We start from the raw sequence: 13,921 nt of genomic DNA on the forward strand, positions 1-13,921 counted from the left end.
TTTGATTCGCAGCACGATAACGCCCGCCAACCGGGGGCGGCTGTCAGAGAAAACCGGGCTTACAGGGGCGGCGCGCGCCGGCTGCGCAAGCCGGGATCGATCCGCAATGCCCCTGGCCGGTGGCGCTCAGCGTTGGTACTTGAGCAGCCGGCCCTTGTAGGCGGGCAACTGTTCGCTGGCGGCGCGGTCCAGGCGCATTTCCTCGACGCCAAAGCCCAGCTCGGCCATCTGCCGGCTGAACGCCGAGCGGTTGCCGCGGTCCGGGTCCACAACCCAGATCTGGGCCGCGGGCGTGCAGTGCGATTCGATGTAGTTGGGCAGGGTGGCGCGCGCGTCGCGCTCGTAAAGCAGATCGCTGCCGACGATCAGGTCGAAGCGGCCGTCGACGGCCCAGACTTCGCTTTGCTCGTTGGTCGCCGACTGGTAGTCGAGCGGCAGGGTGCGCACGCCGTTGGCCAGGTCGTCATGGTCGCGGTCGGCAATGTCCATGCGCTCGTAGGCGGTCTGGTCGGTATGCGTCGCACCCCAATGGCCTATGCGGAACTTCATCGGCGGCAGCTGGTTGAGCCGCAGGTTCTCGCGCATGAACGCGCCGGCCAGGGGATGGCAGTCGCTGGCCGTGATGTCTTCGCCGCGGCGGTGGCACATCAGGCTTGTCAGGCCCAGGCCGCAGCCCAGCTCCAGAATGCGTTCGCCGGCAACGCGCGGGCGCGCGGCCATGCAGGCCGCGAGCTGTTCGCCCGAAGGCCACAGCAGCCCGAACAAGGGCCAGAATGCGTCGGAGATGCCCAGTTGCTCGGCCTCGCCCTGGGGGTCGTGGAACTGCTGTTTGTCGAGCAGCGAGCGTATGGTGAGCTGTTCCACGCCGCTGATGGCAATGGATTCCTGCTTGGTGAGATAGCCGGACATGGCTGGGAGACGCGCTTGCGCCGTTGCGGCGAGGCGGTATCGGTGGAGAAGCCGGCAGTATGGGGCTTTTGCCTACAAGCAGCGGGCCGCCGGGGTATAGCGCGCCCGCCTTTGCCGGGCACAATGGCTGCGCGCCAATTGGCGATTCACCAAGGAACCCTTTATGGCCGCAACCGGCTTGCTGATGCTGATCGACGACATCACCACCTTGCTCGACGATATCGCGCTGATGGCCAAGACCGCGGCGCGCCAGTCGACGGGCATGGCCGACGACGTCGTGACCATGACCAAGGTGGCCACGCAGAAGACGGCCGGCGTGCTGGGCGACGACCTCGCGCTCAACGCCGAGCAGGTGTCGGGCGTGCATTCGGACCGCGAGCTGTCCGTGGTCTGGGCCGTGGCCAAGGGCTCGCTGATCAACAAGGTGATCCTGGTGCCCGCGGCGCTGCTGATCAGCGTTTTCCTGCCGGCCGCAATCACGCCGCTGCTGATGGCGGGCGGCGCCTTCCTCTGCTACGAGGGCGTCGAGAAGATCGTGCATTCCTGGCAGAAGATGCAGGCCAGGCGCGCGGGCAAGGTCGCCGAAAAAGCGCTTGCGGCCGCGCCCGCGCCCAGCGCGCAAAGCCTGCAGGCGCTGGAGAAATCCAAGGTCAGCGGCGCGGTGCGCACCGATTTCATCCTGTCGGCGGAAATCATCGCGATTGCGCTGGGCACGGTCTCCTCGGAGCCGCTGATCGAGCAGGCCGCGGTGCTGTCGCTGGTGGCCTTGCTGGTCACGGTCGCGGTCTACGGCCTCGTTGCCTTGATCGTGCGGCTCGACGATGTGGGCATCGCGCTGATGGCGCGCGCCAGCGCCGCGGCCAAGGCGCTGGGCCGCGGCATCCTGCAGGCCACGCCCTGGCTGATGCGCGCGCTGTCCATTGTCGGCACGGCGGCCATGTTCCTGGTCGGCGGCAGCCTGCTGGTGCACGGCATGCCCTTCATCGAGCATGGCCTGGAAACCGCGCTCGCGGCCGTGGCCGGCTGGCCCGCGGCCGGACTGTGGCGCTTCCTGCTGCCGCAGCTGGTGCATGTGCTGGTGGGCGCGCTGGTGGGTTGCGTGGTGCTGGCCGTGGTCGGGCTGGTGGGGCGCATGCGCGGTGGCTCGGCGCAGGCAGCGCCGCACTGAGCGCCTGTCTGGCGATTCCTTGAGCTAAGGCAAAACGCCGCTGCGGGGCGCGGTGTCCAATGGTTTTCACGGGGGTTGTCCCCGGTAGAAGATTGCCACACCATGAAGAAAATCCTCCTCGCCGCCGCCGCTGTCTGTGCCTTGACTTCGGGTGCCGCCATGGCCCAGACCGAAGGCCCCTGGCTGGTGCGCGCGCGCGCCGTGCACCTCGACAGCGCCAACAAGGACAGCACCGGCCTGGGCCTGTCGATCAACAACAAGACCATTCCCGAGCTCGACATCACCTACTTCTTCAGCCCGAATTTCGCGGCCGAACTGGTGCTGACCGTGCCGCAGAAGCAGGATGTGCATTCGAGCGTTGCCGGCTACCTGGGAACGCTCAAGCACCTGCCACCCAGCCTGCTGGCCCAATACCATTTCACGCAGTTCGGCAGCTTCAAGCCGTATGTGGGCGCCGGTATCAACTACACGCGTTTCTCCAGCGTCAAGCTGCTGGGCGGCGCGGCCGATGTGAAGCGCAGCAGCTGGGGCGGCGCGCTGCAGGTCGGCGTCGACGTTCCGCTGAACAAGCAGTGGTCGCTGAACTTCGATGTGAAGAAGGTCTACATCAACACCGATGTGACGCTCAACGGCGCCAATGCCGGCAATTTCAAGATCAATCCCGTGCTGGTGGGCGTGGGCCTGGGCTACCGCTTCTAAGCGCGGGCAGGCAAGTGGGTTGGGGAAAGGCTTACCTCCACCCACCTCCCAGCGCCTTGTACAGCTGCACCCGGTTGTCGAGTTCGGCCTGGTGCAGGCGCACCACTTCAAGCTGCGCCGCATAGAGATTGCGCTGGGCGTCGAGTTCCTCGATATAGCTCGCATAGCCGGCCTGGTAGCGGTCGTGCGCAAACGTGAGGCTTTGCTGCAGCACGTCGCGCCGCTCGATTGCAAACTGCGTCTGGCGCGCGAGGCGGGCGCTGCCGGTGAGCGCGTTCTCGGTGTCGGCGAAGGCCGCGAGCACCGCGCCGCGGTAGGCCAGCGCGGCCTGGTCGCGCTGGGCGCCGACGACATCGGCCTGGGCGCGCAGCCGGCCGGCGTCGAACAGCGGCGCCAGCAGGCTGCCGCCCAGGCTCCACACGGTCAGCGGGTTGTAGTTCAGCGCATTGACCATCAGGCTGCCCACGCTGGCGCTCAGGCTCACCTGGGGCAGGAAGGCCGCGCGCTGGGCCTGCAGCTGGTGGTCGCTGGCGGCCAGCAGCGCCGCGGCGCGCGCGATGTCGGGCCGGCGTTCAAGCAGCTGTGACGGCAGGCTCGCGGGCACGGGCGGCAGCGCCAGTTCCTGCAAAGTAATGCGCGGCGCGTCCAGCGCCACGTCGGCGCCGCCTGCCTGGCCCAGCAGCAGATCAAGCGTGCTGCGCTGCTTGTCGATCTGCCAGTTCAACTGCTCCACCTGCTGCTGCACGGCCGCGAGTTCGGCCTGGGCCTGGGTCTGCTGCAGCTGCGAGATGTAGCCCACGCGCACCTGGTCGCGCGCCAGCTGCAGCGCCTCATCGCGCGCCGCCACGGTGGCTTGGCTGATAGCCTGCTGGGCCTGCAGCGCGCGCAGGCCCACATAGGCCTGCACGGTGGTCGCGGCGACGTTCAGCGCCACCGCGTCGCGGTCGGCTTCGCTGGCCTGCAGACGCGCGCCCGCGGCCTGTTCGAGCTGCGACAGCCGGCCCCAGACATCGAGCTCCCAACTGGCCTGCAGCCCGGGCTGCAGCGAGCGCGTATGCGTCGGGCCGAAGGCCCCCAGGCTGCGCCCTGACTGCGCGCCCAAGGTGGCGTTGAGCTGCGGCGACTGCGCGGCGTCGGCGCTGGCCAGCTGGGCCTGGGCTTCGCGCACCCGGGCCATGGCGGTCTGCAGATCGTTGTTCTGTGCCAGCGCCTGGGCGACCAGGCGCTCGAGCTGGGGGTCACCCAGCTGGCTCCACCAGTCGGCGGCAATGGCGGCCGGTGCGCCGGCGGGCGCGGCCACGCTCCACTGCGCGGGCAGCGCCACGGTGGCCAGCATGTCGGGGGCGTTGGGCTGCGGCGCCGCGCAGCCCGCAAGCAGGGCGACAAGCAAGGGGGATAAAAGGGCCAGGCGCTTCATGGCTGGGCTTTCTGTTCGCGCGTGTCGACATGGGTGACGACGGACATGCCGGGGCGCAGGCGCGCGGCCAGCGGCTGGTCGGCGTCGATCGCGATCTTCACCGGCAGGCGCTGCACGACCTTGGTGAAATTGCCGGTCGCGTTGTCGGCCTTGAGCACGCTGAATTCCGAGCCCGTGGCCGGGGCGATCTCCAGCACCTTGCCGGTCAGCGTGGCGCCGTTGAGCCCATCGACGGTGAAGCGCGCGGGCTGGCCTATGCGCACCTGGGCGGTCTGGGTTTCCTTGAAGTTGGCGATCACCCAGAGCTGGGGCGGCACCACATACAGCAGCTGGCTGCCCGCGGCGACATACTGGCCCTGGCGCACCGAGACTTCGCTGGCCTGGCCGTCGCTGGGCGCGCGCACCGTGGTGTTGTCGAGATTGATCTGGGCCTGGCGCACCTGGGCCTGGGCCATCTGCACCGCGGCTTCGAGGGCATCGCGGTTGACGGTCGTCGCCTTGATGCTCTGCTGGCCGATGGCGATGTCGCCCTGGGCCTTGGCGACATTGGCCGCGGCCAGGCGCGCCGTGGCGCGCACCTTGTCGCGCTCGTTGAGCGAGACCGAGCCGCGCGCGGCCAGCTCCTCGACGCGCTGCAGCTCGGCGCGCGCGCGTTCGGCCTCGGCCTGGGCCGCGGCCAGCGTCGCCTGGCGCACCTGCAGGCCGGCCTGGTTCTGCGACTGGGTCTGGGCCGAGTTGGCGAGCTGCGCGCGTGCATTCGCGAGCTGGGCCTGGGCCTGGGCCAGCGCGGCTTCATAGCTGCGCGTGTCGATATGCACCAGGGGCTGGCCCACGCTCACATGTTCGTAGTCGTGCACCAGCACTTCGGTCACATAGCCGTTGACCTGGGGCGCAAGCACGGTCACCTGGCCGCGCACATAGGCGTTGTCGGTGGAGATGTCGCTGGTCTCGAACGGGCCTACGTTCCAGGCGCGCAGCACCAGCACGATGCCCACGGCGGCCAGCGCGGCCATCAGCAGCGCGCTGCGCAGGCTGGGGCGCTCTTTCTTGGGCGTGGGCGAAGGGCCGGCGGCGGCCGGGGCGGCAGGGGTAGCGGGGGTGGTGGTAGCGCTCATGGGTATTCGGTTGTTGTGGTGGAGCGAAAGGAGGCGGGGCGTCAGGCGGCGGCGGGCGCGGCCCTGGGCCCGGCGCGGGCATTGGCGGGCATGGAGTCGGGCGCATCGTCGTCTTCGGAGTCGGGCGCGACAGCGGCATCGGTGCCCACTTCCGGCGTGGTCTCCGCGGTATGCCGCGCGTTGCGCACGGCTTCGAGGCGGCTGGCGCGGCGCGCGCGCCCGGCCTCGAACAGCGACCAGGCCAGATACGCCAGCGCGACCAGCGCGACGACGCGAAACACATCGTTGAAGGCGCGCACCTGGGCTTCGCGCCGCACGACCTGGCCCAGCTGGGCCGTGGCCTGGGCGGCGCGCAGCGCGGGGTCGGTGATCTGGCTGGCCAGCGCCTGCTGCTGCAGCTGCAGGCGCTGGGCGACCTGGGGCTCGGCCGGGTTGATCTGCTGCGACAGCGCGACCGAATAGGCCTGGGCGCGGTGGATCTGGTAGGTGCCCAGCAGCGCCGAGCCCGCGAGCCCGCCCAGCGACTGGGTGATGGAAATCGTCAGGATGGCGGTGAGCATGTGGTTGGGGCCGTTCTTGAGGCCTTGCACCATGCCCAGCAGCATCAGCGGGCCCATGAAAATGCCCGAGCCCATGGCCAGCAGGAACTGGCTCACGAAGAAGTCCGCGGGCCGGTCCAGGCTGGTGCGGCCGAAGTCCATCCAGGTCGCGGCGCCCAGCAGCACCAGCGCCGCCAGCAACTGCGGGCCCACGCGTTCCAGGCCGAAAGTCAGCGCCGACAGCAGCATGCCCAGCACGGTGCCCACCAGGATCACGCCGAACAGCGGCTGCATCTGGTCGGGCGCCATGCCCAGCGTGCGCAGCATGCCGACCACGCCGTAGCTTTGCTCGGTGGTCAGAAAGCGCAGCACGATGGCGCCGATCACGAAGCGTATCGTCGCGCCCTGGGTGAACCAGCGCGTGTGCAGCAGCGGGTTGCGCCGGTGGTGCTCGAGGTACAGGCCGGTGAGCAGCAGCAGCATCGAGGCAATCAGCATCCACGCCAGTTCAGGCGCGTCGAACCACCAGCGCGTCGTGCCCTGCACCAGCACCGCGACCAGCAGGCCCACGCCGGGCACCAGCAGCGCGATGCTCAGGAAGTCGCGTTTCTCGAACGCCTGGAACTGCACGCCCGCGGGCAGCTTGAGCAGCACCACGGCGGCAAACGACATCAGCGCCAGGCCGGCTTCGAACCAGTAGAGGTTGTGCCACTGGCCGTGGTCCAGCAGGCTGGGCGACAGCAGCCAGGCCAGCGGCGTGGCGAGCTGGCTGATGCCCACGCCCAGCACCAGCATCTTGAGCACATGCACGCGCGGCATGGCCTGCAGCATGTAGAGCGTGGCCAGCGAGGTGCAGGCCGCGGCGGCCAGGCCGCTGGCGCCGCGCAGCCACAGCAGGCTTTGCGCGCTGCCCAGCACCAGGTGCAGCACGCACAGCAGCGCATACAGGCCCAGGCTGATCTCGGTGAAAAGTCGCATGCCGTACTGCTGGCGGAACTTGTAGACCAGCAGGTTGGCGGTGACGCTGAACGTGACATAGGCGCCCGTGAGCCAGGCGGCTTCGCTGGGCGTCATGCCCATCTGGCCCTGGATGGTGGGCAGGTTGACGCTGAACAGCGCATTGCCCAGGCCGCCGGTCAGGCCGACCAGGATGGCGACCAGCGCATAGCACACGCGCTCCCAGGGAGCGTGCGACAGCATGGCCGGTGAGCCGGGCAGGGCCGGCTTCTCGTGCTCCTCCCAATCGGGCGGGCGACGCAGGTAGACGGTTTCGGTCATGCGGCGGCGTCGGGCTGCAGACCGCGGCGGATGATTCCCATGGCCTGGCGTGCCAGGCGCCGGCGCTCGGCGTCGCTGCTGCCGCGCAGCGCTGCGCCCAGCATGCCGATCAGCAGCGACAGGTCGCGCGCCTGCACGTCGGCGCGCACCAGGCCCTGCGCCTGGGCGCGTTCGAGCGCCGGCGCAAACGCATCCCAGGCGCGCTGGCGCACGGCCTTGAAGCGCGGGTCGTTGAGGCTGGCGCTGCGCCAGTAATCTGACAGCGTGGGCGAGCTCACTATGCGTTCGGACAGGTAGGCCATCAGTTCGAAGAACGCATCGGCACTGTCTTCAAGCTTGAGCGCCTGGTCGTGCAGGCGCTGGGTCGAGCGCTCGAGCAGGCCCAGCAGGATGGCATCGCGGTCGGGAAACTGCCGGTACAGCGTGGCGCGGCCCACGCCCGCGTGCTCGACCACGAGTTCCAGCGGTGCATTGACGCCGTGCACGGTGAACACGGCATCGGCCGCGTCAAGCAGCTGCGCACGGCGCAGCGCCGCGTCGGGGCGTTTGGCAATCGGGGAGTTCATGGTTGCAATTATCGGACAATTTTGTCCGTTATTTGGGCGGCGCGATGAATGGCCCTGTGCGGCTGCGGCATTTGCGCCCGGCGCGCACGGCCGGCGGGTTTCAGTTGCGCTGGTCGCGCTCGCGCTGCATGCCGCGGCCTATGGTCGCGGCCAGCATGCCCATTTCCTGGGCCAGGACTTCGAGGATGTCGTCCAGCGCCACCAGGCCGATCAGCACCTGCTGCGCCGTGACCACGGGAATGCGGCGCACGCCGTGGGCGCGCATGCTGCGCAGCACATCGATCAGCGAGGCGTCCTCGGCTGCGGTCACGGGCTTGGCGCTCATGACTTCGCCCACCGTGAGGCTGTCGGGGGCCAGCTCGGGCGCCACCACGGAAATCACGATGTCGCGGTCGGTGAGCACGCCGGCAACGGTGCGCAGGCCCTGGGTGTCATCGACCACGACCAGCGCGCCCACATGGTGTTCGCGCATCAGCCGGGCCGCGGTGACGAGATCGGTATGGCGATAGGCAATGGCGACTTCGCGCGTGCAGATTTCGCCGGCGGTCAAACGTTCGCTCATGGCAGTCTCCCGTAAGGAAAGCGATGTGGGCGCCCGCTGCCGGGCGCCTATGCCTGCTGAAGATGATGGCTCCAACAGCGCGGCGGGTCAATGCGCGCCGGGCGCGCGCGCCCTGCATGCGCTCCTGTCCTACCCAAAGCGCGCGCCTGCATGGCTAGGCTGGAGCCTGGGTCGGTTCCCGGCAGGCAAGCCGCCGCCGGGAGCGACGTTCTTGCTGCTTTTCCGGGAAGGTCCGCGCACATGTTGCTTTCCGTTGCTCCCGCCCATGCCGAGGCACCCCCATCCATGTCCACGCTGCCCGATGTTCCGGCGCCGGAGCCCGAGCGCCAGGCGCTGGAACGCGGCCTGCTGCACACGCCGGCGCACATTTCCGCCAAGTATTTCTACGACCAGCGCGGCTGCGAGCTTTTCGAGGACATCACGCGCCTGCCCGAGTACTACCCGACACGCACCGAAAAAGCGCTGCTGCAGGCGCGCGGCGGCGACATTGCGCGCAGCGTAGGGCCCTGCACCAGCCTGATCGAGCTGGGCGCGGGCAATTGCGAGAAAGTGCGGCTGCTGCTGGCGGCACTCCAGCCGCGGTGCTTTGTCGGCGTCGACATCGCGGGGCCGTTCGTGCAGGCTGCGGTCGATGGCGTAGCGCGCGAATTTCCCGGCCTGGAGGTCTGCGCGGTAGAAGCGGACATCACCGCGCCCGTGACGCTGCCGGCGCGCATTGGCGCGCAGGGCAGGCTGGTGTTCTACCCGGGCTCATCGATAGGCAATTTCGATCCCGACCAGTCAATGACGCTGCTGCGCCAGATGCGCGCGCTGGCAGGCGAGGGCGGCGGCCTGCTGATAGGCATAGACCTGCCCAAGGATCTGCAGGTGCTTGAAGCCGCGTACAACGACGCGGCCGGCGTCACCGCCGAATTCAACCGCAACGCGCTGGCGCATGTGAACCAATGCCTGGGCAGCGACTTCGATGCCGCGCAATGGGAACATGTGGCGTTCTTCAATGCCGCGCATTCGCGCATTGAAATGCACCTGCAGGCGCGCGCCGACCAGCAGGTGCGCTGGCCCGGCGGCGCGCGCGCGTTTGCGCAAGGCGAGCGCATCCATACCGAGAACAGCTACAAGTACCCGCTGCCGCTGTTCCTGCAGATGCTGACCCAGGCCGGCTTCAAGGCCTGCAAGGCCTGGACCGATTCACGCGACTGGTTTGCCGTCATCCATGCAAAGACTTGACCCTCCCCTGAGGCGCTTGCGCGCCTTCCCCCCAGGGGGGCGGCACCTTCGCTGCGGGGCAGCCCTGGCTCGGTGCCCCTGGCCCCGGACATGCCAAGTCTTGCGCAGCGTAATCAATGACCGGGAGGTGCATGATGTCGGCCCCGCGCAATGATTTGGCGGCTGCCTATGCCCGCCAGCGCCAGGCCAGCCTGGCACTGGCCGCGCCGCTGTCGGCCGAAGACTGCTGCGTGCAGTCCATGCCCGATGCCAGCCCGGTCAAATGGCATCTGGCCCATACCACCTGGTTTTTCGAGACCTTTGTGCTTGAGCCGCATGAGCCGGGCTTTGCACCGTTCCACCCGGCGTTTCGCGTGCTGTTCAACTCCTACTACCAGGGCGTGGGCGCGCGCCATCCGCGCGCCCAGCGCGGGCTGATCACGCGCCCCGGGCTGCAGCAGGTGCTGGACTACCGCGCCCAGGTCGATGCGCGCATGCAGGCGCTGCTGGCCGGTGAACGCGACGCGTCGCTGGCGGCGCTGATCGCGCTGGGACTGCAGCATGAGCAGCAGCACCAGGAACTGCTGCTGACCGACATCAAGCACCTGCTGTCGTGCAATCCGCTGGCGCCCGCGTATGCGGACGCTGAAAACCCGCGGGTGTCGGTGGGGCCGGCTGCGCTGCGCTGGCTGCCGCAGGACGCCGGCCTGTACCAGATCGGCCATGCGGGCCAGGGCTTTGCGTTTGACAACGAGGCGCCGCGCCACAGCGTCTATCTGAACGCGTTTGCGCTGGCCTCGCGCCCGGTCAGCAATGCCGAATACCAGGCGTTTGTCGACGGCGGCGGCTATGCCGAGCCCGGCCATTGGCTGTCGGAGGGCTGGGACTGGCTGCAGGCCCAGCGGCGCACGGCTCCTGTGTACTGGCAGCGCCAGGACGCAGGCGGCTGGGCCGAATTCACGCTGCATGGCCTGCGGCCGCTCGAGCCGGCACAGCCCGTTGTGCATCTGAGCTATTACGAGGCCGACGCCTATGCGCGCTGGGCGGGCGCGCGCCTGCCGACCGAAGCCGAATGGGAAGTCGCGGCGCCGCAGCTGGCCAAGCCGGCATCGACAGCGCAGCGCCTGCACCCCGCGGCGCAGGCCGCGCCCGGCGAAGTCTGGGAATGGACCCAGTCGAGCTATGCGCCTTACCCGGGGTTTCGCCCCGCCGCAGGCGCGGTCGGCGAGTACAACGGCAAGTTCATGGTCAACCAGTACGTGCTGCGCGGCGGCTCCTGCGCCTCGCCGCCCGGCCATGTGCGGCCCACCTACCGCAACTTCTTTCCGGCCGGCGCCTGCTGGCAGTTCACCGGGCTGCGCCTGGCGCGCGACCTCTGAAACGCGCTACACCGCCAGCTGCGCAAACACCGTTTCCTCGGGTGCATGCCGCTGCGCCAGCGGTGATTGCGCCATGATTCTTTGCCCGTCCGGCAGTTGCAGGCTGTAGATCAGGTGGCTGCCGCGGAACTTGCATTCCAGCACCGTCGCGGCAATTCCGCTGGCCCCCAGCCGCAGGTGCTCGGGGCGCAGCAGCACCTGCACTTCATTGCCCAGCGCATAGTTCGGCTGCGCGGCGGGCAGGCGGCCCAGCACGGTGTTCCAGCCGCCGGCGGAATCGGCAAATCGCGCGGCCAGCGCCAGCAGCATCGCGGCCAGACTGCCCTTGAGAATGCCCAGCGACTCGATGCCAATACTTCCAGGGCGGGGCATCGATTGCCGGCACCACGCCGCCGGGCCGCACGCTGTGGCTCACGGCCAATGTGAAATTCTGAGCGCGCGCGCCACCATGCCAAGCCAGCCGGGTGCGCACCGGCTGGCTTTTTTATTCGCTATACCATCAACTGGGCATGTGTTTATCCACAGTTTTGGGCATTTATTTTGTGCCTTCTTATCCCCGGGGCGTGTGGACGGAGCTGTGGAAAACTCTCCTGTGAACCCGGCAAAGCCGCGCCAGCATTGGCTTGTGACGCAGTGCTTAAAAAAAAGGCAGCTCGGAAAAAGGCGGCTCGCGGCCGGCCTGGCCGGGCTGCATTACGATCGGGCTACAGCCGCGTTTCGCGGTCAGGTAACCTGAGAAAGTTCATGGAATTGCTGATGGATGACGAGGCCGGCATGCGCGCCGCGCTGGCCCAGGCGCAGGCCGCGGCCCAGGCCGGCGAAGTGCCCGTGGGCGCGGTCGTGGTCAAGAACGGCGTGGTCGTGGGCCTGGGCCGCAACGCGCCCGTGGCTTCGAACGACCCGACGGCCCATGCCGAAATCCAGGCGCTGCGCGACGCCGCGCAGCAGCTGGGCAACTACCGCCTCGACGGCTGCACGCTGTACGTGACGCTCGAGCCCTGCGCGATGTGCAGCGGCGCGGCCCTGCATGCGCGCGTGGCGCGCGTGGTCTATGGCGCGGCCGAACCCAAGACCGGCGCCGCGGGCTCGGTGCTCGACCTTTTCGCCGAGCCGCGCCTGAACCACCACACGCAGATCGTGCGCGGCGTGCTGGCCCAGGAATGCAGCGCGCTGCTGTCGCAGTTCTTCCAGCAGCGCCGCCGCCAGAACCAGTCCGCGGCGCGTGCGGCCCACCCGCTGCGCGACGACGCACTGCGCACGCCCGATGCGGCGTTTGCGCACCTGCCCGACTACCCCTGGGCGCCGCGCCACGCGAGCGACTGGCCCAGCCTGCAGGGGCTGCGCCTGCATTACCTCGATGAAGGCCCGCGTGACGCGCCGCTGACCTGGCTGTGCCTGCACGGCGCGCCCGACTGGAGTTATCTGTACCGCCACATGGCGCCGGTGTTCCTCGCCGCGGGTCACCGCGTGGTCGCGCCCGACCTGATCGGTTTCGGCAAGAGCGACAAGCCCAAGAAGCCCGGCTTTCACACGCTGGACGCGCATCTGCGCATCCTGCAGGATTTGCTGGAGCAGGCCGATCTGCAGCGCTGCGTGCTGGTGGTGCAGCGCAGCGCCGCCGCGCTGGCCGCGCCGCTGGCAATGGCCGCGCGCGAACGTTTCGCGGGCCTGCTGCTGCTCGATAGCGCGCTGGGCGCCGACCCCGCGGACAGCGCGGCGCTGAACGCGCCCTTTGCCGATCGCGGCCATCGCGCGGCGCTGCAGGCGTTCGCGGCCATGGGTTGCGCGCAGGATCAGGCGCCAGCCGAAGAAATGCTGCTGCGCGGCCTGCGCAGCAACCGGGGCACCGCACACAGCGCCGACATGGCCTTGCAGGCTGTGGAATACTTCAGCCCATCTTAGAGCGGCTTCATTCGAAGCCGCCCCAGGGGGCGTCCCCTGGCCCCTGTCTTAACGGAGCAGGCTGCAGCGGCAGCCTGAATGCCTTGTCTTCGAAGTCCACCGAACATCACCATTCTCATTCCCACGACCACCACGAGCATGACGCCGATGGCGCCTGCTGCGGTCATGTCTCCGGCCCGCGCCGCATCTACGTCTATTCGCCGTCGAGCGCAGTCAACGACAAGCCCGCGTTCAAGCGCGGCATCGCGCGCCTGCGCGCGCTGGGCCATGACGTCGAAGTCGATGCCGACGCGCTGTCGCGCTCCACGCGCTTCGCGGGCGACGACGCCACGCGGCTGGCCGCCATCCACCGCGCGGCTGCCAGCGGCGCCGACGTGGCGCTGATTTCGCGCGGCGGCTACGGCCTGGGCCGGCTGCTGCCGCAGATCGACTACCCGGCCGTGGCCAGGGCCGTCGAGGGCGGCACCAAGTTTGTCGGCCTGAGCGACTTCACGGCATTCCAGAGCGCGCTGCTGGCGCGCGTCGGCGCCGTGAGCTGGGCCGGGCCTTCGTTGGGCGCAGATTTCGGCGCGGCCGAAGAGCCCGACGACATCATGCTCGACTGCTTCGACGACCTGCTTGCCGGGCGCGGCGAGGGCAGCGGCTGGCGCATGAACAAGGAAGCGCCGCGCGCCGATGGTTCGCCGGCCGTGCCCGATATCTACCTGCAGGATGCAACCCTGTGGGGCGGCAATCTGGCAATGCTGGCCTCGCTGGTCGGCACGCCTTTTCTGGCCGATGTCCCCGGCGGCATCCTGTTCCTCGAAGACGTGAGCGAGCATCCCTACCGTGTCGAACGCATGCTGAGCCAATTGCTCTACGCGGGCGTGCTGGCCAAGCAGCGCGCCGTGGTGCTGGGCCAGTTCACGGGCTACAAGCTGGCCGCGCATGACAAGGGCTACAAGCTGCAAAGCGTGGTCGACTGGCTGCGCGCGCAGATCAATGCGCCGGTGCTGACCAACCTGCCTTTCGGCCATGTCGAGACCAAGGTGCTGCTGCCCGTGGGCGCCAAGGTTTCGCTCTCCGTCGAAGGGCGTGACGCGTTGATCTACTGGGGTCATACCCACTGAAAGCGGCTGGCAGTCAGGCATCCGGCTGTCCCACGCGCCACGTAGTTTTTGTCCGTCAGACCGGCCGCGGTG

General features: G+C 68.8%; 13 protein-coding genes. 6 read left to right on the top strand and 7 right to left on the bottom strand.

Annotation, left to right across the window (positions count from 1 at the left end; genetic code table 11):
- Nucleotides 1–126 precede the first annotated feature (126 nt).
- Entirely contained in the window at nucleotides 127–909 is a 783-nt protein-coding gene (locus ACSVDO_RS07375; protein ID WP_332537971.1) for a class I SAM-dependent methyltransferase, read from the bottom strand.
- A gap of 163 nt (nucleotides 910–1,072) precedes the next feature.
- On the opposite strand from ACSVDO_RS07375, the gene ACSVDO_RS07380 reads away from it, so the two are divergent.
- Together ACSVDO_RS07380 and ACSVDO_RS07385 are read left to right on the top strand one after the other, a co-directional pair.
- Nucleotides 1,073–2,077, top strand: a complete 1,005-nt coding sequence (locus ACSVDO_RS07380; protein ID WP_489595627.1) for a DUF808 domain-containing protein — start codon at nucleotides 1,073–1,075, stop codon at nucleotides 2,075–2,077.
- A 102-nt stretch (nucleotides 2,078–2,179) separates the two neighbouring features.
- Complete coding sequence (locus ACSVDO_RS07385) at nucleotides 2,180–2,776, top strand: OmpW/AlkL family protein (RefSeq protein WP_332537969.1); 597 nt, start codon at nucleotides 2,180–2,182, stop codon at nucleotides 2,774–2,776.
- 31 nt (nucleotides 2,777–2,807) lie between these two features.
- Here the strand turns inward: ACSVDO_RS07385 and ACSVDO_RS07390 are convergent, their stop codons facing one another.
- The 5 genes from ACSVDO_RS07390 to ACSVDO_RS07410 all read right to left on the bottom strand — a co-directional run bounded on the left by ACSVDO_RS07390 (nucleotide 2,808) and on the right by ACSVDO_RS07410 (nucleotide 8,253).
- Nucleotides 2,808–4,193, bottom strand: a complete 1,386-nt coding sequence (locus ACSVDO_RS07390; RefSeq protein ID WP_489595628.1) for an efflux transporter outer membrane subunit — start codon at nucleotides 4,191–4,193, stop codon at nucleotides 2,808–2,810.
- The gene (locus tag ACSVDO_RS07395; protein ID WP_489595630.1) at nucleotides 4,190–5,308 is read right to left on the bottom strand and encodes an HlyD family secretion protein; all 1,119 of its coding nucleotides are present in this window, start codon (nucleotides 5,306–5,308) and stop codon (nucleotides 4,190–4,192) included. Before ACSVDO_RS07395 ends, ACSVDO_RS07390 begins: the two co-directional genes overlap by 4 nt.
- Before the next feature lie 41 nt (nucleotides 5,309–5,349).
- Nucleotides 5,350–7,125, bottom strand: coding sequence for an MFS transporter (locus ACSVDO_RS07400; protein WP_489595632.1), 1,776 nt, complete (start codon nucleotides 7,123–7,125; stop codon nucleotides 5,350–5,352).
- The gene (locus ACSVDO_RS07405; protein WP_489595634.1) at nucleotides 7,122–7,691 is read right to left on the bottom strand and encodes a TetR/AcrR family transcriptional regulator; all 570 of its coding nucleotides are present in this window, start codon (nucleotides 7,689–7,691) and stop codon (nucleotides 7,122–7,124) included. Before ACSVDO_RS07405 ends, ACSVDO_RS07400 begins: the two co-directional genes overlap by 4 nt.
- A gap of 100 nt (nucleotides 7,692–7,791) precedes the next feature.
- The gene (locus ACSVDO_RS07410; RefSeq protein ID WP_489595635.1) at nucleotides 7,792–8,253 is read right to left on the bottom strand and encodes a CBS domain-containing protein; all 462 of its coding nucleotides are present in this window, start codon (nucleotides 8,251–8,253) and stop codon (nucleotides 7,792–7,794) included.
- A gap of 285 nt (nucleotides 8,254–8,538) precedes the next feature.
- Here ACSVDO_RS07410 and egtD point away from each other — a divergent pair, with 285 nt between their 5' ends.
- A complete protein-coding gene (egtD, locus tag ACSVDO_RS07415; RefSeq protein WP_489596356.1) occupies nucleotides 8,539–9,480 on the top strand; it encodes an L-histidine N(alpha)-methyltransferase in 942 nt (313 codons plus the stop codon).
- A 131-nt stretch (nucleotides 9,481–9,611) separates the two neighbouring features.
- Nucleotides 9,612–10,838, top strand: coding sequence for an ergothioneine biosynthesis protein EgtB (gene egtB / locus ACSVDO_RS07420; protein ID WP_489595637.1), 1,227 nt, complete (start codon nucleotides 9,612–9,614; stop codon nucleotides 10,836–10,838).
- A gap of 6 nt (nucleotides 10,839–10,844) precedes the next feature.
- Here the strand turns inward: egtB and ACSVDO_RS07425 are convergent, their stop codons facing one another.
- Entirely contained in the window at nucleotides 10,845–11,210 is a 366-nt protein-coding gene (locus ACSVDO_RS07425; RefSeq protein ID WP_489595639.1) for a TOBE domain-containing protein, read from the bottom strand.
- 372 nt (nucleotides 11,211–11,582) lie between these two features.
- On the opposite strand from ACSVDO_RS07425, the gene tadA reads away from it, so the two are divergent.
- Together tadA and ACSVDO_RS07435 are read left to right on the top strand one after the other, a co-directional pair.
- Nucleotides 11,583–12,740 carry a tRNA adenosine(34) deaminase TadA gene (gene tadA / locus ACSVDO_RS07430; protein WP_489595640.1) on the top strand — a complete coding sequence of 386 codons (1,158 nt, stop codon included), beginning with the start codon at nucleotides 11,583–11,585 and terminating at the stop codon, nucleotides 12,738–12,740.
- Nucleotides 12,741–12,823: 83 nt separating this feature from the next.
- The gene (locus tag ACSVDO_RS07435) at nucleotides 12,824–13,849 is read left to right on the top strand and encodes an LD-carboxypeptidase (RefSeq protein WP_489595642.1); all 1,026 of its coding nucleotides are present in this window, start codon (nucleotides 12,824–12,826) and stop codon (nucleotides 13,847–13,849) included.
- The last annotated feature ends 72 nt before the right edge of the window (nucleotides 13,850–13,921 follow it).

The sequence above is a fragment of the Comamonas sp. DB36 genome (genome assembly GCF_057914905.1).